The 17,633-nt window shown below is 69.8% G+C and carries 19 protein-coding genes and 1 pseudogene; 11 read left to right on the top strand and 9 right to left on the bottom strand.

Features of this window, described 5'->3' with window-relative positions:
- The 4 genes from ABZ896_RS24070 to ABZ896_RS24085 all read left to right on the top strand — a co-directional run.
- Positions 1–347 (top strand): HupE/UreJ family protein (locus ABZ896_RS24070; protein ID WP_360932620.1); only part of this gene is annotated, 347 nt, incomplete at its 5' end.
- Between the two features lie 90 nt (positions 348–437).
- Positions 438–1,307 (top strand): helix-turn-helix domain-containing protein, encoded by an 870-nt coding sequence (locus ABZ896_RS24075; RefSeq protein ID WP_360932623.1) that lies wholly within the window; start codon positions 438–440, stop codon positions 1,305–1,307.
- A 30-nt stretch (positions 1,308–1,337) separates the two neighbouring features.
- On the top strand, positions 1,338–1,511 hold the full coding sequence (locus ABZ896_RS24080; RefSeq protein ID WP_360932626.1) for a hypothetical protein: 174 nt from the start codon (positions 1,338–1,340) through the stop codon (positions 1,509–1,511).
- 1 nt (position 1,512) lies between these two features.
- Positions 1,513–2,511: a peptidoglycan-binding protein gene (locus ABZ896_RS24085; protein WP_360932629.1), complete on the top strand. Its 999-nt coding sequence runs from the start codon at positions 1,513–1,515 to the stop codon at positions 2,509–2,511.
- Positions 2,512–2,527: 16 nt separating this feature from the next.
- On the opposite strand, the gene ABZ896_RS24090 is transcribed toward ABZ896_RS24085, so the two are convergent.
- A complete protein-coding gene (locus tag ABZ896_RS24090) occupies positions 2,528–2,899 on the bottom strand; it encodes a peptidase inhibitor family I36 protein (protein ID WP_360932632.1) in 372 nt (123 codons plus the stop codon).
- Positions 2,896–3,399 carry a hypothetical protein gene (locus tag ABZ896_RS24095; RefSeq protein ID WP_360932635.1) on the bottom strand — a complete coding sequence of 168 codons (504 nt, stop codon included), beginning with the start codon at positions 3,397–3,399 and terminating at the stop codon, positions 2,896–2,898. The genes ABZ896_RS24090 and ABZ896_RS24095 overlap by 4 nt, the downstream gene beginning before the upstream one ends.
- 124 nt (positions 3,400–3,523) lie before the next feature.
- On the opposite strand from ABZ896_RS24095, the gene ABZ896_RS24100 reads away from it, so the two are divergent.
- Complete coding sequence (locus ABZ896_RS24100) at positions 3,524–3,814, top strand: DUF3303 family protein (protein WP_360932637.1); 291 nt, start codon at positions 3,524–3,526, stop codon at positions 3,812–3,814.
- Between the two features lie 3 nt (positions 3,815–3,817).
- Here the strand turns inward: ABZ896_RS24100 and ABZ896_RS24105 are convergent.
- The 4 genes and pseudogenes from ABZ896_RS24105 to ABZ896_RS24120 all read right to left on the bottom strand — a co-directional run.
- Positions 3,818–4,018, bottom strand: a pseudogene (locus ABZ896_RS24105) (hypothetical protein); the annotation flags it as partial.
- Positions 4,019–4,106: 88 nt separating this feature from the next.
- Positions 4,107–4,757, bottom strand: coding sequence for a hypothetical protein (locus ABZ896_RS24110; protein ID WP_360932754.1), 651 nt, complete (start codon positions 4,755–4,757; stop codon positions 4,107–4,109).
- A 131-nt stretch (positions 4,758–4,888) separates the two neighbouring features.
- Positions 4,889–5,590 (bottom strand): GntR family transcriptional regulator, encoded by a 702-nt coding sequence (locus ABZ896_RS24115; protein WP_360932640.1) that lies wholly within the window; start codon positions 5,588–5,590, stop codon positions 4,889–4,891.
- A gap of 129 nt (positions 5,591–5,719) precedes the next feature.
- Positions 5,720–7,075, bottom strand: coding sequence for an aspartate aminotransferase family protein (locus ABZ896_RS24120; protein ID WP_360932643.1), 1,356 nt, complete (start codon positions 7,073–7,075; stop codon positions 5,720–5,722).
- A gap of 126 nt (positions 7,076–7,201) precedes the next feature.
- On the opposite strand from ABZ896_RS24120, the gene ABZ896_RS24125 reads away from it, so the two are divergent.
- The 3 genes from ABZ896_RS24125 (at position 7,202) to ABZ896_RS24135 (ending at position 10,604) form a co-directional block, all read left to right on the top strand.
- Positions 7,202–7,441 (top strand): hypothetical protein, encoded by a 240-nt coding sequence (locus ABZ896_RS24125; RefSeq protein WP_360932646.1) that lies wholly within the window; start codon positions 7,202–7,204, stop codon positions 7,439–7,441.
- Between the two features lie 123 nt (positions 7,442–7,564).
- The gene (locus tag ABZ896_RS24130; RefSeq protein ID WP_360932649.1) at positions 7,565–9,106 is read left to right on the top strand and encodes a substrate-binding domain-containing protein; all 1,542 of its coding nucleotides are present in this window, start codon (positions 7,565–7,567) and stop codon (positions 9,104–9,106) included.
- 103 nt (positions 9,107–9,209) lie between these two features.
- Positions 9,210–10,604, top strand: coding sequence for a M20/M25/M40 family metallo-hydrolase (locus tag ABZ896_RS24135; protein ID WP_360932652.1), 1,395 nt, complete (start codon positions 9,210–9,212; stop codon positions 10,602–10,604).
- Between the two features lie 50 nt (positions 10,605–10,654).
- On the opposite strand, the gene ABZ896_RS24140 is transcribed toward ABZ896_RS24135, so the two are convergent.
- Positions 10,655–11,380 carry an SLATT domain-containing protein gene (locus ABZ896_RS24140; RefSeq protein WP_360932655.1) on the bottom strand — a complete coding sequence of 242 codons (726 nt, stop codon included), beginning with the start codon at positions 11,378–11,380 and terminating at the stop codon, positions 10,655–10,657.
- Between the two features lie 237 nt (positions 11,381–11,617).
- On the opposite strand from ABZ896_RS24140, the gene ABZ896_RS24145 reads away from it, so the two are divergent.
- From ABZ896_RS24145 to ABZ896_RS24155, 3 genes are all read left to right on the top strand, one after another.
- Entirely contained in the window at positions 11,618–11,959 is a 342-nt protein-coding gene (locus ABZ896_RS24145; protein ID WP_360932658.1) for a YbaB/EbfC family nucleoid-associated protein, read from the top strand.
- 78 nt (positions 11,960–12,037) lie between these two features.
- Positions 12,038–12,637, top strand: coding sequence for a recombination mediator RecR (gene recR, locus ABZ896_RS24150; RefSeq protein ID WP_360932661.1), 600 nt, complete (start codon positions 12,038–12,040; stop codon positions 12,635–12,637).
- Positions 12,630–13,298: a DUF5063 domain-containing protein gene (locus ABZ896_RS24155; protein ID WP_360932664.1), complete on the top strand. Its 669-nt coding sequence runs from the start codon at positions 12,630–12,632 to the stop codon at positions 13,296–13,298. Before recR ends, ABZ896_RS24155 begins: the two co-directional genes overlap by 8 nt.
- Positions 13,299–13,468: 170 nt before the next feature.
- Here ABZ896_RS24155 and ABZ896_RS24160 read toward each other — a convergent pair whose 3' ends face one another.
- Both ABZ896_RS24160 and ABZ896_RS24165 read right to left on the bottom strand, forming a co-directional pair.
- Positions 13,469–14,347 (bottom strand): hypothetical protein, encoded by an 879-nt coding sequence (locus ABZ896_RS24160; RefSeq protein WP_360932667.1) that lies wholly within the window; start codon positions 14,345–14,347, stop codon positions 13,469–13,471.
- On the bottom strand, positions 14,250–17,591 hold the full coding sequence (locus ABZ896_RS24165; protein ID WP_360932670.1) for a hypothetical protein: 3,342 nt from the start codon (positions 17,589–17,591) through the stop codon (positions 14,250–14,252). Before ABZ896_RS24165 ends, ABZ896_RS24160 begins: the two co-directional genes overlap by 98 nt.
- Between the last annotated feature and the right edge of the window lie 42 nt (positions 17,592–17,633).

A 17,633-nucleotide genomic window follows, 5' to 3' on the forward strand; every position in this document is an offset into this window, starting at 1 on the left:
TGTCCACCGGTCAACTCGTCACCAGCCTGCTCGGCTTCAATCTCGGTATCGAACTGGTCCAGCTCCTGCTGGTCTGCCTCGCCCTGCCCTCCCTGCTGGTCCTGGCACGCCTGCGCGTCGGCCCCGCGCTGCGGCTGACCGGCGCGGTGCTCACCGGCCTCGCGGCCCTCGGCTGGCTGGCCGACCGCCTCGGCCTGCCCAACCCCGTCGCCCGGGCCGCCGACGCCGCCGGCACCCACACCACGCTGCTGCTCTGCACCCTCGTGGTGAGCGCGACGGCGGCCGCGACCTGGACGCTGCTCACCCGCCGTCGCACCCGGGCGGCGGACCCCGCACCGGTGCTCTGAGGGCGCTACCGGTACCGGACGTCCATCGGAAATTTATGCGCGGCCGGTAACACTGGTACCGGACCTATTCATCCGCCTCGGGGGAGAGCGATGGACGCGGAGACCTGGACGAGGGAGCTGGGAAAGCCGGGCAGCACAAGGGAGTTGGGGGCGGTGAGGCTGTCCGCCGTGCGCTGCCCGGCGCTGTCACTGACCGGGGACGGCGGGGGACCGTACCATCTGGCCCTGTTGCTGGCCGGCGAACTCGTCGTCGACCAGGAGGGCCGCACCGCGAGGGCCGGCCGCGGGGATCTGGTGCTGCTGGACGGAGGACGGCCGTTCCGGCTGGCGTTCACCGCGCCCCGGAACACCGTCGTCACCGCCCATCTCCCCGTCGTCCCCGGCGCTCCGGCCCAGTGCGTGGCTCGCACGTTCAACGGCCGGGACGGTCTGGGCGGTCTGGTCGCCGGATTACTGACGGGACTGACCCGGGACACCACCCCGTACCGCCCCGACGAGGAACGGCGGTTGGGCTCGGCGGTACTCGAACTCACCGGTGCGTTACTGGACTTACGGCCTTCAGAACCCGTACCGGAGCCCCTCCTGCCGCGTATCCAGGCGTACGTCCTCCAGCATCTCGGCGACGGCCGCCTCACGCCCGACGACGTCGCCGCGGCCCACCACATCTCCACCCGCTATCTGCACCGCCTCTTCCAGCGGCAGGGACTGACCGTGGCCGCCTGGATCAAGGCGCAGCGGCTGGAGCGGTGCCGGCGCGACCTGGCCGACCAGCGACTGGCCCACCTCCCCGTCTGCGCCATCGGGGCCCGCTGGGGATTTCCCCAACCGGCCGATTTCAGCCGGGCGTTCCGCACCGCGTACGGCATCGCGCCGACCGCGTTCCGGGTGCGCTCGGTGCCAACAAACAGTGCGCGCGCTGCCAACGACAGTCCTCTCGCGGCTCAGCAGACTCACGGATAAGCACGACAACCACATCCATGGGGGAGCCGTATGGCCGAGAACGAAGCGGTCGCCGCCGTCGCGGCGAGCGAGCAGAAGCCGGTGGAACCGCGCGGCGGCGCCGGGCTGTTCGACGTCGACCCGGATCAGGCGGGCGTGAGCCAGGACCCGAAGAAGGTCGTCAAGGGGGACATCTCCGTCTTTCCCGAGAACACGGAGGTGTGAGATGGGATCCGTCGCAGGGATGCTGGCGCAGATGCGGGCCCTCATCGGCACCGCCGAGTACCCGCCCGGCTCGAACAGCAACAAGATCACCGACTGGTACGGCTTCGACGACGCGTGGTGCGACATGACCGTCAGCTACGCGGCCGCCCACTCGGACAACCTCAGCGCGGTCTGCGGCAAGTTCGCCTACACCGTCGCGCACGCCAACGCCTTCAAGGCGAAGGGCCGTTGGCACTACGGCCTCGGCGGGATCCGCCCCGGCGACATCGTCTTCTTCGACTGGAACGGCAGCCGGTCCATCAGCAGGATCGACCATGTCGGCGTCGTCGAGGCGGTGCACTCCAACGGCACCATCACCACCATCGAGGGCAACACCAGCGACAAGTGCCAGCGCCGCAGCCGCAATTCGTCCTGCGTGGTGGGCTACGGCCGGCCCAGCTACGGCGACGCCAGTCCGCTGCCGTCCACCGACGGCATGCTGCGCAAGGGCTCCAAGGGCCAGGCGGTCAAGACGCTCCAGCAGAACCTCAACACCGTCATGAAGTCCGGGCTCGTCGTGGACGGCGACTTCGGCGCGAAGACCGACACCGCCGTACGGGCCTTCCAGAAGAAGTACGGCCTGGCGGTGGACGGGGTGTACGGACCGGCGTCGGCCGCCGTGATGAAGTCCGCGCTCAAGGGCGGCACCAAGCCGACCCCGCCGGCCCCGAAGCCGCCGGCCGCCGGAAAGCTCACCGTGGACGGCGAGTTCGGTCCGGCGACCTGCGCGGCGATGCAGCGCGCCCTGAACAAGCACGGCGCCAAACTGAGCGTCGACGGCTCCTTCGGGACGCTCACCAAGAAGGCGCTCCAGGGCTATCTGAAGGTGACGGCGGACGGGGTCGTCGGCCCCAACACCATCAAGGCCCTCCAGAAGAAGGTGGGTTCGGGTGTCGACGGCAAGTGGGGCGCCGACACCACGCGGCACCTCCAGACAGCCCTGAACGCGGGCACGTTCTAGCGGGCCGTCCAGAAGGTCAGCAGCCTGTTGCCCAGATGTGCGAGTCCCCCCGGTCGTTGGCCGCGCCGTTGTAGCTGACCTCCTGGCCGGGGGCCAGACAGACCGTCACGCCTCCGCCCTGCCAGGCGGAGGCGTAGACCTTCACGTAGTCCTTGATGCCGGGGCCCGAGATGCCGTGGTTGGCCCAGGAGGAGTCCTGGTCGGCGATGTTCCCCTCCCACCAGCCGTCGTCGCCGCTCCACTCGACCTTCAGGCCCTGGTAGTTGGCGTCCGTCCAGGCGCAGAAGTTGCCCCGGCCGCAGGGTGCCGCCTGGGCCGAGGCCGAGGTGGCGAGGACGGCTCCGGTGGCGAGCAGTCCGGCGGTGAGGACGGCGATGATGCGCTTCACGTGGTTCCTTTCGGGGTGCCGCCCTCCAGCAGGGCGGTCGCTTCGGTGAGGGCGTGGGCGCGCAGCCGCCGCCACTCGGTGATCTCCGCGCGGTGCCGGGCGCGGATCTCGGGCAGGGCGAGGCCGGCCTGCGCGGCCTCGGGCTCCAGGTTGTCGACCACCGTCGAGGTGCGGAACCAGCGGTCCTGGTCGCCGTAGAGCCGCCGTTGCGCGGCCGCGAGACAGCCGTCGGTGTGGGCGCGGACGGTGAAGCCGGTGGGCAGGGTCAGCGACAGTTCGGCGGGGCCGGCGCCGAAGAGGGCGTCGGAGACGCGCCGGGCGCCGGAGCGGGGGGTGATGCCCTGCCGGGCCAGGCACTGGTCGGTGAGCCTGCGGGTGGCCGCCTTGATCACGTCGTCCGGCGGAAGCGCGTCGTCGGGCGGGAGCTGCCCGGACCGTGGTGCCGTGCAGCCGGTGAGAAGGGCCGCGAGGACGGCGAGCAAGATCACGGCGGGGCGCATGCGCGCTGCATGCCCAGGGGTTCATGCCCCTATGCGAGCTTTCACCCGTTCGAGGGGTAAGGCTGATATATCGGGTTTACGATGTATGCGTACGCGCGTCTCCGTGGCGAAGAAGGTGAGTGCGATGCGCGTGATGCTCAAGGCGACACTGGACACCGACAAAGCCAACGAGGTCCTGCGCACGGGAAAGATGCAGGACCTGCTGGGGGAGACGCTGGAGCACATCAAGCCCGAAGCCGCCTACTTCGGGCCGGAGGGCGGCCGGCGGACCTGTTTCCTCGTGTTCGACATGAAGGACAGCTCCGACCTGCCTCCCGTGGGCGAGCCCTTCTTCTCCCACCTCAACGCCGAGGTAGAGATCTTCCCGATCATGAACCTGGACGACCTGAAGAAGGGGCTGTCCCAGCTGCGGTGAGGATCAGGCGTGGGAGGTGACGCGGCGGCCGGTGACCCCCCGGTACAGTGCGCCCAGCGCCACCGCCTGGACCAGCGCGCCCACCGCCACGCCGATCCACGGGAGCGGGCCGGGCAGGGCCACGAACAGGAACGACGTCGGGGCGGTCACGACGAAGGCCCAGACCCCGGCGAGGCTCGCGTCGGCGTGCTCGACGAACAGGGATCGTGTCGGTGAGATCCACGATGCCGGGGAGGGGCGAGTCGCCGCCTGAGTAGCCGTACTCAGACAAGTACCCAGGCGGTACTCGCCGTCAGCTGAAGATGATCATCGAGCCCTGGGCGAGGCTCCTGGTCGCCGCCGCGTGCAGGCCCAGCCACACATGGCGTTCACGGGCGAACGGGCTGGGGTCGTACGGCGCGGGGACGGCCGGCTCCTCCAGCTCGGTCGGAGCACGCGGCGGTTCGGGGGGCGCCGGGGGGTTGGCCGGGTCGATGCCGATGACCGGGGCCACGAACTCCAGCTCCCGCAGCAGGGTCTGCGAGGAGCCCAACGGGCCGCCGCCGGCGAGCAGTTCGTCGCTCGCGAGCGGGTGCGGGAAGTCCACGGGGACATAGGCGCCCGCGTGGTCGTAGTGCCAGACCAGGTGCGACTGCTGGGCCGTCGTCTCGAACATCTCCAGCAACTGCTCGTAGTCGCCGCCCAGTTCGTCGACCGGGGTCACCGGCAGCCCGCAGACCTGGAGCAGGTAGGCGCGGCGCAGGAAGTGCAGGGCGTCGTAGTCGAAGCCGGCCACCGGGGCGACCTCGCCGGACAGCCCGGGCATGTACTGGTACACCGGCACCGGTGGCAGTCCGGCCTCGGCGAGCACCTTGTTGTATTGCGCGAGTTCCTCGGCGAACGGGTTGTCCGGGGTGTGGCACAACACGTCGACGAGCGGCACCAGCCACAGGTCACAGGCCAAAAGACAGCTCCTCGGATACTCGCGGTGCGCGGACATCTTCACACGGTGGTCAGGGCAGGGTAGTCGGTGGGGCGTCGGTACGGCCCCTGTCGTACGGGTTCGTGCTGGTCCCTTACCCGTACCGGGTCCCCTCAGTCGGTGGCGAGGCTCTCGATGAGGGACAGATAGTGCCCGTTGTAGCCGACGAGCAGACTGCGGGCCTTGTCGGTCTCGCGCCGGTAGAGCGCCTCGACGAACTCCGTGTGCCCGGACCACAGGCTGCCGCGCAGATCGGTGAGCCGGCGCAGGTGCTGGACCGTGCACACCCAGGTCTGTACGCGCAGCCGGTGCAGGAAGTCGGCGAGGTAGGGGTTGCCGAACAGGACGGTCAACTCCCGCCAGAACCTGAGGTCGTAGCCGATCAGGATCGTCAGGTCACCGGCGACGGCGGCCCGTTGCGCCTCCTCGCCGCGCCGCCGGACACCGGCCACGGCCGCGGCGACCCGGGGGTCGTCGAGCTCGTCGAGGATCTTGTGGCCCGCGTCGAGCGAGGCGAACATGCCGTCCGTGACCAGGCTGCGGGCCTCGATCATGCCCCGGAAGTCGGCGAGCGAGTACTCGTGGACATGGAAGCCGCGGTGCTGGTCGGCTTCCAGCAGTCCCTGCGCGGACAGGTCGACGAGCGCCTCGCGCACCGGGGTCGCGGAGACGCCGTACTGCTCGGCGATCTCCTTCACGGTGAACTCCTGCCCCGGCTGCAGCCGCCCGGCCAGCACCTCGTCCCGCAACGCGTCCGCGATCTGCTGTCGCAGGGTGCTGCGGGTCACGGCACCGTTGCCACTGCTGTCGGGCATGGTCGAGGCGTCTCCCTCCGCGCATGGAAAAGGCGTGCTCGTACATCTCTACGAGCACGCCACCTTACGCGTTCGACCGTCAGGGAGGGTTACTCCGTTTCGGCCGGGGTTCTGCCTGGAAGCGGGGGGCTACTCCGTGAAGCCGTCCGCCACGGACAGCGCCGTGTCCAGCGCAGCAAGCCCTTCCTTCAGCTCGGCCTCGCCGACGTTGCACGGGGGCACGACATGCGTCCGGTTCATGTTGACGAACGGCCAGATGCCCTGCTTCTTCGCGGCGGCGGCGAAGGCGGCCATCGGGGCGTTCGCCTCGCCGGCCGCGTTGTACGGCACCAGCGGCTCGCGGGTCTCCTTGTTCTTCACGAGTTCCAGGGCCCAGAACATGCCCACGCCCCGCACCTCGCCGACGCTGGGGTGGCGGGCGGCGAGGTCCTTGAGCGCCGGCTCCAGCACTGTCGTACCGAGGTGCCTGGCGTTGTCGACGACGCCTTCCTCGGCCATGACGTTGATCGTCGCCACGGCGGCGGCGCAGGCGAGGGGGTGGCCGGAATAGGTGAGGCCGCCGGGGTAGGGCCGCTTGGCGAAGGTCTCGGCGATCTCCTGCGAGATGGCGACCCCGCCGAGCGGCACGTATCCGCTGTTGACGCCCTTGGCGAAGGTCATGAGGTCGGGGGTGACGCCGAACAGGTCGGCGGCGAACCACTCGCCGGTGCGGCCGAACCCGGCCATGACCTCGTCGAGGACGAAGACGATCCCGTACTTGTCGCAGAGTTCCCGTACGCCGGCGAGGTAGCCGGGCGGGGGCACCATGATCCCCGCGGTCCCCGGGATGGTCTCCAGGATGATCGCGGCGATCGTGCCGGGCCCCTCGAAGGCGATGGTCGTCTCCAGGTGCTCCAGCGCCCGCGCGCTCTCCTGCTCCTCGGTCTCGGCGTAGAAACGGGAGCGGTAGAGGAACGGCGCCCAGAAGTGCACGACCCCGGCGGAGGCGCTGTCGGAGGCCCAACGCCGGGGATCGCCGGTGATGTTGACGGCCTGCTGGGTGCCGCCGTGGTACGACCGGTAGGCGGAGAGCACCTTGGGACGGCCGGTGTGCAGCCGGGCCATGCGCACGGCGTGCTCCACCGCGTCCGCGCCGCCGTTGGTGAAGAAGATCTTGTCGAGATCCCCCGGGGTCCGCTCGGCGATCAGCCGGGCCGCCTCCGAGCGCGCCTCGATCGCGAAGGCGGGCGCGAAGGTGGTCAGCGTCGCCGCCTGCTCCTGGATCGCGGCGACGACCTTCGGGTGCTGGTAGCCGATGTTCGTGTAGACGAGCCCGCTCGTGAGGTCGAGGTAGCGGTTCCCGTCGTAGTCCCAGAAGTACGACCCCTCCGCACCGGCGACGGCGAGCGGGTCGATCAGCTCCTGCGCGGACCAGGAGTGGAACACATGAGCACGGTCCACGGCCTTCACGGCGACGCCGACCTCGGGGTGTGGCTGAGGGGTCATGCGGCCGAGCGTAGGCGGCGGGCAGGGGGCTGCGACATCGGCGTCGTGTCTGCGGACGGGGCCTTTCCGCGACAGGTTGTCCAGGGGGACACTTCTGTCGTACGGCTGTGCGACCAAGGGGGTGTGGTGGGGGAGGAGCACACGGCCGCCGATCCCGGGGACGACGACTCCCAGCAGCATCCGCTGCCCGCCGGGACGTATCTGACGCCGTACCCGGTGGAGGAGGGGCGGCGGCCCGCTCGGGGGGTCACTCTCGTGCTGCTCGTGGTCGCCGTGGTGGTGGCGGTGGGCGCCGGGTGCTCGGTGTGGGCCGCGCTGGAGGGGGCCGGTTCGCGTCCTGCCGTGTCCCCCACGGTCTCGCCCTGAACTCCGCCTGCGCGTACGCCGGTTGAACGCCCGGCGAACTTCGTTCCGGTCGCCCTTCAAGGGTGCTCGTACGGCCGTACGGTGGACATAAGAGCGGCTGCGGGAGGTGCGGGGGCGCCCACAGTGGAGTGGTTCAGCGCGGAGAACGTCGTGGCGGTCGGGACCGCCCTGCTCGGGGTCGTCGCGTCCGGGGTCATGGTCTGGTACGAGCGCCGGGTGCCGCGCAGGAAGCGGATCGGGTACCGGGTGCAGATGGACAACCCGATCGGCGACGACGTACGGCTGGGGCGGGCCAACGTCCGGCTCGGGCTGTTCGACGAGGCCCCGGAGATGTCCGACGCCACCCTCGTCCTGCTGCGCATCGAGAACGACGGCTCCCAGGGCATCGACCGCGACGACTACACCGGCCCCGCGCGGCACGGCCTGACCGCGGTCTTCGGCGACCGCACGGTCCGCGGGGTCTCGGTCACCCAGCCGGTCGGCACCGACCACCTCATGGACCACTTCACCCCCGAGCGCGGCTTCCGCTACGAGGGCAACCGGCTGCACATCCCGCGCGTCCCCCTCAACCGCGGCGAGCACTTCAAGCTGCTCGTGCTGCTCTCCGGCGGGGACGTCGGCGATCCGATCCGGATGACCGGCGGCATCCGGGACGGCGAGGTGCACCCCAACCGCAGCGCCACCCCGGACGAGATCCCGCCCGTACTGAGCCCGCCGGCCCGCGTCTTCACGGCCCTGCTCACCGTCTCCGTGCTGGTCCTCGCGACGATCATCATCGCCCGCGACGACACCCCGCCCCCGCTGGGCTGCGAGACCGGCCGGCTCACGGTGACCGGGTCCACCGCGTTCGCGCCCGTCGTCGAGACGCTCGCGAGGGAGTACGAGAAGGACTGCGAGGGTGCCGACATCCGGGTCGAGGCGCGTGGCAGTGAGGCGGGGGTGTCGGGGCTGGCCGCTCTCGGAGCCGAGAAGGCGAAGGCCGCTCGCGCGGTGATCGCCTTCTCGGACGGCCCGATGGGCGACCGCCTGGGGCTGCGCGGTGAGAAGGTCGCGTTGTCCGTGTTCACGCTCGTCGTCAACGACGGCATCGATCTGGGCATGCGCGGGCTGACCCGCGCCGAGGTGGAGCGCCTCTACCGGGGCGAGATCCATCGCTGGAGCGACCTCAACGCCTCCCGCCCGGCCACGCTGCCCCGGTTGCCCGACCTGCCGGTGGTGCTGGTGAGCCGGGACGCGTACTCGGGGACCCGGCAGATCTTCCAGGAGCGGGTCCTGGGCGGCGCCTGGGAGGGCACTCCGACCACTTCCCTGGACTGCACCCCGCCCGCGAACCGCTCCCTTGTCACCCGCTGCGAACTCGCCTCCACCGAGGACGTGTTGGACAAGGTCGCCGACCGGCCCGGCGCCCTCGGCTACAGCGAACTCACCCTCGCCACCGGCCACAAGGGCGTACGCCGCGTCGCGCTGGACGGCGAACAGGCCTCGGTCGACTCCCTCGGCGACTACCCCTACCGGGGCGTCGAGTACGCCTACACCTACGGCTCCCCGCGGCCCGGTTCGCTCGCGGCGGGCTTCCTCGCGTACCTCGACGAGAGCACGAGCCAGGACGTGATCCGGGAGCAGGGGCATCTGCCGTGCGGGCGGCAGCCGGAGCTGTGCGGGTAACTCCCCGGTGCCGAGGGGCTCTTGAGAGACGAGGTGCCCTTGCCGTGTTTTGTTGTGTGCACGACCATTGCAGGCATCGGTCCCGCCGGCCCCGGGAGGACACATGCGCCCCAGCAGGAGAACGGTCCTGACCGCGACGGCGCTCGGCGCTACCGGTACCGCTTCGGTTTCCGGTACGGCCGCCGCGGCGCCCTCCGGCACCCGGCCCCCGGCGACCGCGCAACGCCCCACCCGCGAACTCCGCGCCCTGCTGCGGGAGATCGACCCGGCCCGCATCGAGGCGACCGTACGCAAGCTCGTCTCCTTCGGCACCCGGCACACCCTCTCCGTCCAGGACGACCCGGTGCGCGGCATCGGCGCCGCCCGCGACTGGCTGCTCGCCGAGATGCGCTCGTACGCGGCGACTTCAGGCGGCCGGATGACGGCCGAACTCCAGTCGTACGTCCAGGAACCGGCCTCCCGGATCCCCACGGCGACGCGGATCACCAACGTCCTTGCGACACTGCGGGGTTCGGTGACCCCCGAGCGGGTGTACGTCGTCTCCGGCCACTACGACTCGCGCGTCACCGACGTCATGGACGCTGTGTCCGACGCGCCGGGCGCGGACGACGACGCGTCCGGGGTGGCGGTGGTCCTGGAGCTGGCGCGGGTGATGGCGAGGCGCCGGCCGGCGTCGACGATCGTCTTCGCGGCGGTGGCGGGGGAGGAGCAGGGGCTGTACGGATCGGCCTATCTGGCCCAGCAGTTGAAGGCGGCCGGCACCGACGTGCAGGGCATGTTCACCAACGACATCGTCGGCAGTTCCACGGCGGACGACGGTACGCGGGACCCATACACGATCCGTCTCTTCGCGGAGGGCGTCCCGACCTCGGAGCCCCCCGAACAGGCCGCGATCCGCCGCTCGGTGGGCGGCGAGAACGACTCACCCGCCCGCCAACTGGCCCGTTTCGTCAGGGATGTCGCCGACAACGACGCGACCGGCATGCACGTCCGGGTCGTCTACCGCCGCGACCGCTACCTCCGGGGCGGCGACCACATCCCCTTCCTCGAACGCGCCTACCCGGCCGCCCGTTTCACCGAACCGGCCGAGGACTTCGCCCACCAGCACCAGAACGTCCGCGTCGACGACACGGGCAAGCAGTACGGCGACCTCCCGGAGTTCTGCGACTTCGCGTTCACGGCGAGGGTGGCCCGCGTGAACGCGGCGACCCTCTGGACCCTGGCCCAGGCACCGGGCACGCCCAAGGGCGTCAGGATCGACACGAGCGCCCTCACGAACTCCACCCGGCTGGTGTGGACGAGGGGCACCGAACCGAACTTGGCCGGCTACGAAGTCGTATGGCGAGAAACAACGGCCCCGGAATGGACGCATGTCATCGACGCGGGTGATGTGACTGCTTTCGAGGTGGACCTGTCCAAGGACAACGTGTTCTTCGGGGTACGGGCGGTAAACAAAGACGGCCTCCGCAGCCCAGTAGCATTCCCGTCACCCACCTAGGGGCGCGGGGAACTGCGCGACAAGCCACGACGAAACCCGCACTCGACGGCTTACCGCGGCTCAGGCGGCCTCTGTCGAGGCATGTTCGGCCGGGCCGCAGGCCCAGGAGGCAACGGAATCCGCCCCTGCCCACCCCCCGAATCCGACCGAGACCCCGAAGCCACCGCCCCCTGGATCCCCATCGGCGCCGACCCGTTCCGGAACTCCACGATCCAGTCCGCGGTCTCCACTCGGACGAGTTCCGTCACGTCCTCGGAGAACCGGCGCAGCACCCCCAGACACCGCTCCGCCGCCTCGCTCGCCGTCCCGTCCGCCGGCCCCAGAACCTCTCGCACACTCTCCGAGGCCCAGTCGAACTGGAGTACCTGAAGCCGCCGCTGCACGGCCTGCGCGGTCGCCACGTCCCTTATCCACCCGGACGTCACCCCGAAGAACCGGTCGACGGCGACACAGGCCACCGCGAGCAGCAGCGCGAGATAACCCCAGGCCACGACACCGTCACCGGCCACCCCGGTCAGCCCCAGCAACGGCAACCCCGCCCCGGTGACCGCCCCCGCCGCCGCCCCACCCCGCAAGGCCCGCGCAGCGCGCCGCTTCCACACCCGGTCCGTGAGATACCAGGCCGCCGTCTCCAGCGCCCCGCGCTCCACCCACCGGTACAGCTCGTCAAGGCGCTGGGCGGGCTCGCCCCAGTCCCCGAGCGGAAACGTCCGCCCGGCGAGGTCGCTCTGCCCGTCCTGGGGCGGGCCCTCGGGCTGCATCTCCGGCTGACCCACCCGGTACTCCCTACTGATCACGTCGCGTGACACCTGATGCTGATGTGCCGGGTCCCTTCCTAGCGCCCAATGGGTGGCGAAGAGATGCGTTTCACCTCTTTTCCGCCCGGAAGTGGGCCTTGATCAGGTATAGGACTCCCCGTGAACTCACTCGAAAGAGTGCTGGGGCGACGGGTGCCCGGAACACGTAGGCTCGGGACAGACGGAAGACCGAGGCGGAAAGCACAGGAGCTGATCGTGATCCCCGGTGGTGGCCAGCCCAACATGCAGCAGCTGCTCCAGCAGGCCCAGAAGATGCAGCAGGACCTGGCGAACGCGCAGGAGGAACTCGCCAGGACCGAGGTCGACGGTCAGGCGGGCGGCGGCCTGGTCAAGGCCACCGTCACCGGCGCCGGCGAGCTGCGCGCGCTGAAGATCGACCCGAAGGCGGTGGACCCGGACGACACCGAGACCCTCGCCGACCTGATCGTGGCGGCCGTACAGGCGGCCAACGAGAACGCCCAGACCCTCCAGCAGCAGAAGCTCGGCCCGCTGGCCCAGGGTCTCGGCGGCGGCGGTATCCCGGGCCTGCCTTTCTAAGAGGGCCCTGCTTTCGAAGAGGGGCCCCGGCCAACTAGCGTACGTATCGCAAGGAACCCCAGGAAGGACGGCAGTCCGTTGTACGAAGGCGTGGTCCAGGACCTCATCGACGAACTGGGGCGGCTGCCCGGCGTCGGTCCCAAGAGCGCCCAGCGGATCGCCTTCCACATCCTGCAGGCGGAACCGACCGACGTACGACGGCTCGCGCACGCCCTTCTGGAAGTGAAGGCGAAGGTCAGGTTCTGCGCGACCTGCGGAAACGTCGCGCAGGAGGAGCTGTGCGGCATCTGCCGCGACACCCGCCGCGACCCCTCCGTCATCTGTGTGGTGGAGGAGCCGAAGGACGTGGTCGCGATCGAGCGCACCCGGGAGTTCCGTGGCAAGTACCACGTCCTGGGGGGCGCGATCAGCCCGATCGAGGGTGTAGGACCCGATGATCTGCGTATACGAGAACTGTTGGCCCGGTTGGCCGACGGTACGGTCACCGAGCTGATCCTGGCCACGGACCCGAACCTGGAGGGGGAGGCCACAGCGACGTACCTCGCCCGCATGATCAAGCCCATGGGCCTCAAGGTCACCCGCCTGGCCAGCGGCCTCCCGGTGGGTGGCGACCTGGAATACGCGGACGAGGTGACCCTCGGCCGCGCCTTCGAGGGGAGACGACTCCTAGATGTCTGACGCCACGCTGCACGACACGACGCAGAACCCGGACGACTTCGCGGTCCAGATCGCCGACCAGATCGAGAGTTTCCTGGTGGCGACGATGGAGGTGGCGAAGGGCGACGAGCCGGACTCGGCCGTGCCCTTCCTGCTCCTGGAGGTCTCCCAGCTGCTGCTGGCCGGCGGCCGGCTCGGCGCCCACGAGGACATCGTCCCCGAGGAGCGCTACGAGCCGGACCTGGGCCCGGAGCCGGACGTGGACGAGCTGCGCGAGAACCTCGCCCGGATCCTGGACCCGGTCGACGTCTACTCCGAGGTCTTCGACCCGTACGAGCCCCGCAAGGCGCCGGTCCCGGCGCGGATCTCCGACGACCTCGCGGGCGTGATCACCGACCTGCGCCACGGCATGGCCCACTACCGGGCGGGCCGCACGACGGAAGCCCTGTGGTGGTGGCAGTTCTCCTACTTCTCCAGCTGGGGCTCCACGGCCTCTGCGACCCTGCGCGCCCTGCAGTCCGTTGTGGCGCATGTGAGGTTGAACCAGCCCCTGGAGGAACTGGACGGCCTCGACACCGACCAGGCGATGGGCGACGAGACGCTCGAGTTCGAGGCGGGCCGGGTGATGGCGGAGGAGATCGCGGGGCCGCTGGGGATCACGGGTACGGGCCGACCGAGCTGAAGGGGCTCAGGTACTCCCCGACCCGGGGTCGATGACGTCGCTGCAGTCACCGGTGCCGTTGTAGCCGGTGCACAACTTCACGTACACCTCCTCGAACGGGTCGTTCTGGGGCGGGGCGGGCACCTGGGACCTCATAGGCTGGTACCCGCTCCGCGAGTGACGGTGTGCCTCTACGCGTCGGGTCCGAGGGAACCGAGGTCGAAGGCGCCGCTGATCGCGACGTATCCGTCCGCCGTCAGATTGACATGATCACCGGAGTCGAAGTCGGCGGGGGCCGCGTCGGCGCCCAGCTTCAGTGGCTGCGGGTCCGCCGTACTCGTCGTGTCCGTCACCGACACCACAGCCTCCGCGTCGACGTAACTCACGGTGGGTGAGGTGAAGTCGACCTGGTCGGTGATCCAGGTGCTGGTGTCCGTCCGTGCGGTGTCGACGGTCGCGGTGCAGGGGGCGTAACCCTGGCACGGAGTGAGGGTGGCGAGGACGACCTTGATGCCCCAGCCGCGGAGCTGTGCGACGAGCGTGGCAAGCGCTCCCTCGACCACGACGTCGTCGGTTCCGGCGACGACATCCTCCAGCCCTTCGTCGACGATCACCGTGGTGATGCCGGGGAGCGCGAGGACGTCACGGTCCAGGCGGGTGAGTGCGGCCGGGCCCCCCTGGCTCTGTTCCGCGGCGAGACGGTTGTTCTCGATGCCGGTGGCGACGACGCCGTAGTCCGGTATGCCCTGATCGTTGGTCCGCAGGGCGGTGGCGAGGTCGTCGGACAGGCGCCGTGTGGCGAGCCCCGGGGTCGTCGCGTCGGCGAAGGGGTCCACGAGGTGGTCGCCGAGTACGGCCACGGTGGGCCGACTGTCGCCGGTGGTGACGTCGATACCGGTGAGGATGTCGGTGAAGTAGCCCGAGACCACACCGGTTCCGGTGAACGCCGTGTTGGCGGTGTCCGCTGTGTGGTCACCCGAGCCGACGGCGCTGACGTACTGGGTCGCGGCGCTCGCCCAGCTGTGTTGGACGAGGTAGGGGGTGTCGTTGACCAGATGGAGGCTGATCATGATGCGTTTGCCCGGTGTCGCGGTGTAGTCGGCTGGGTCGCTGTACACCTCTCCTCCGACCGGTACGGTGACCGACTTGCTCCCCCCCGTTGAAGGTCAGGTCGGCGGGCGTCGCGGCTGGGACGGCTCCTGAGAGCTGGGTGGCCAAGGTGGCGTGGTCGATGGTCAGCGGGGTACGTCCGCGAGCGTTGGAGAGCCGGATACGGACACTGGAGCCCGCCAGGCTGGGGTCGGCGGAGATACGGAAGGTCTGGTCCTTGTAGTCGGTGCCCTCGTAGTTGAACGAGCCCTCGTTCGGACTGCTCCACGCGCCGGTCCACTTCGAGCCGCCGGAAGCCGCGGACGTGTCGCGGACGGTCATGCCGAACAGGTGCAGCCCGGGCGTGTACTTACGGGCGGCGTCACTGAGATCGGGCAGGGTGACGGAGCTGACCTGGACACCGGCCTTCAGCGGGACGGCGAAGGCGTAGATGTTGGTGCTGCGCGTTTCCTGAGTTCCGGTCGAGAGATTGCGATGGGGGAGGGTGATCGCGGCGAGGGCGTTGGAGCCGTAGACCCAGTCCGGGACGGTCAGGTGGTAGGCGTCCGTGGTGCCGTCCGCGTAGGTGATCGAACCGTAGGGCCCACCCGCTTGGCAGTCCTCGTACTGTCCGTTGCCGAGAGTGCATCCGGTGCCGCTGACGGAGGTGCCGTCGGGGACGACGGGACTGGAGTAGTCGTCCCCGGCACGGTCGGAACTGACGAAGCCGTAGGTGGAGAAGCCGAGGAACACCAGGGCACCGCCGGCGCCGTTCATCTGGATGGTCTGGTTCGCGGCCATCACGTTGTCGCCGCTGCTGGATGTGAAGGAGGGCAGTGTGAAGGAGGCGCCGTCCACAGTGACCTTGCCGCCGGGTTGCCAGCCCGCGGCCTTCAGGTCCTGGAGGGACATGGTGGCGCCATAGCCGTCCGCGTCGGCCGCGGCCTTGGTGCTGTCGTCCGTGACGGCGGTGTTGTTGAAGGCGGCCTGAAGACTGGCGTACGTCTTGCCGACGTGCCCCAGCGCGGTGAACTGGTACTGCTGCTGTGTGGACACGTTCCCGGCGGAATCGACCGCGTAGACGTAGAGGGTGTGGGTGCCGGGGGCGGTGGGGGTGACGGAGACGGTGGCGCTGTTACCGGACGCGGTGGCGACCTGCGAGGCCGGTGTGTTGGAGGTGGGCGGGGTGGCGTCCAGGCCGTAGAGGAACTTGGTGGCGCTGTTGGTGGTGAGGGTGAATTTGCCGGGTGTACCCGCCGCGGTGACGCCGGATCCGTCCTCCGGGTAGAGATCGTCCGCGTCGGTGACGGTCGGCGCGGCCGGGGCGGTGAGGTCGACGTTGAAGTGGCAGGTGGAGGAGGTCGCGCTGGTGTCCTTGCCGTCGCTGGCGGTGACGCTCCAGCTGACCACGTCACCCGTCTTCAGGGCACTCATGAAGGTGGCGGAGAGCTGTTTTGGCGCGTTCTGGCCGCTGGCGACGGTGGCACTGGCGGTCGTCGTGGCCGTGGCGCTGTTGACCCAGTATTTGTAGGTCGCGGCCAGCGCGTCCTTGTCGCCGTCGCTGACGACGGCGTTCAGGGTCGGGGGAATGGTCGCCAGGGTCTTCCCGATGACGGGATACGGCGTCGCTGTGCCGCAGCCGACCGAGTGTGTGCCGAACTTCGCAGCCAGACTCGCGGGCTTGGCGGGAACGTGGTTGTACTCGATGGACATGGACGGGTTGTTGGCGAACCGCTTGAAGTAGTTGCCGTCGCTGCTGCTTTCCTGGCTGTTGACCAGGGCGAACGTCCAGCTCGTGTCCTTCGCGGCAGCCTTGTTGGCGATGGTGGAGGTGACGGAGAAGCCGCCGGACGGCTCGCTGGTGCAGGCGGGGCCGAAGCTCTGGGTTTTCAGCAGGGTGGAGAGGGCCGGCCGGTTGTTCCAGGTGGTTCCGGAGCTGATGGCTCCGGTGAGGTAGAGCCTGACGTCGGAGGTCAGGCTGCAACTGGCCGAGTAGTTCTCTTTGACATCGACCGTGGCGGCCACGATGTGGGTGCCCCAGACGGCGGAGGGGATACCGAGCTGGAAGTAGGAGCGCTCGTCGCCGATGCAACCGGACCAGCTGTTGTAGCCGACACCGGGATCGCCGTACTGGGTGGAGTCGTAGTTCTTCGCCGAGGGGCAGCCCTGCTGAGTCTCCGCATAGTGCTGTTTGCTGCCGGTCGCATAGTGCGGGTTCCATGCGGGGTCGATATAGACCGGGTACTGGGTGGACGAACCGGTGAGCAGGTCCCGATCCGGGGTGAGGGAGAGTTCGTTCCCGTTGACGTCGTCGGCGACGTGGGCGACCTGCGCGCCGATCCCGGGCACAGGGGCGGACGTCGTGGTGTCGTCGGTGTCGGCTTCCGCGGTGAGCCTGTGGGCGTTCGCGGCGGACGACGAGGAGTCCCACATCACTGGTTGCGGCGCGCTGAACATCACTTGGCCCGCCGCTGTGGCGGCCTGGAGATTGTCGTGTCCGTCGTCGGACACCGCCACACCGGTGGCGTGGGTGGTCAGTTTCAGGGTGGCCAGCGCAGGATCCGCGGCGGCCTCGGCGGTCTTGACGACGATGAGTTCGGAGAAGCCGCCGAGGGTGTCTGCGGTGAGCCGCAGGTCCACGTCCTTGAGTACGTCGGCGTAGGTGACCGTGGCGCCGGACACGGTCGGCTTGGGCAGGGACTGGGGCCAGGCGAAGGCGAGTTGAGCGGCGCCGCTCGTCATGGACACCAGTGGGTCGGTGCCACCTCCGGAAAACACGAGAGGCTCGGAGGCGGCCGCAGGGCTGTACGTGCCGTCGGCGTTCTCTTGCAGCGTGGCGTCGACAGGGACCCACGCACCGTTCCGGCGGACGCGTTCGGGCAGCAGAGTGGTCGTCCAGGTGACCGTGCCGGACGGGTTCGCCTGCACGGTGGCGGTCTCGGTCGTCAGCGCGTCCACCGTGACGGGGCTGCCGCTGTCGGCGGCGCGGCCCTGGGCGTCGGCCAGAGCGGCCTGCTGGTCCTTGGTCAACCCCGAGTCGTCCGGGGCCCGTGTGGTGCCCAGTGGCCCTTCCGGGGTGGTCTCGGGCAGGGCCGGTGCCGGCGTGGACACGGGCATCGCACCACCGTCGTCCGTGGCGGTGGCTGGCATCGCGCTGACCAGGGACAAGGACATCGCGCCGACGACCGCCATCAGGAGAAACCGGCCTGTAAATCTCTCGGACATTTACCCCCCAAGTCGAGTCCGAATACGAGGCAGGAAATAGGC

It is taken from the genome of Streptomyces sp. NPDC047072 (assembly GCF_040643855.1).
In the GTDB taxonomy this organism is placed as follows: Bacteria; Actinomycetota; Actinomycetes; order Streptomycetales; family Streptomycetaceae; genus Streptomyces.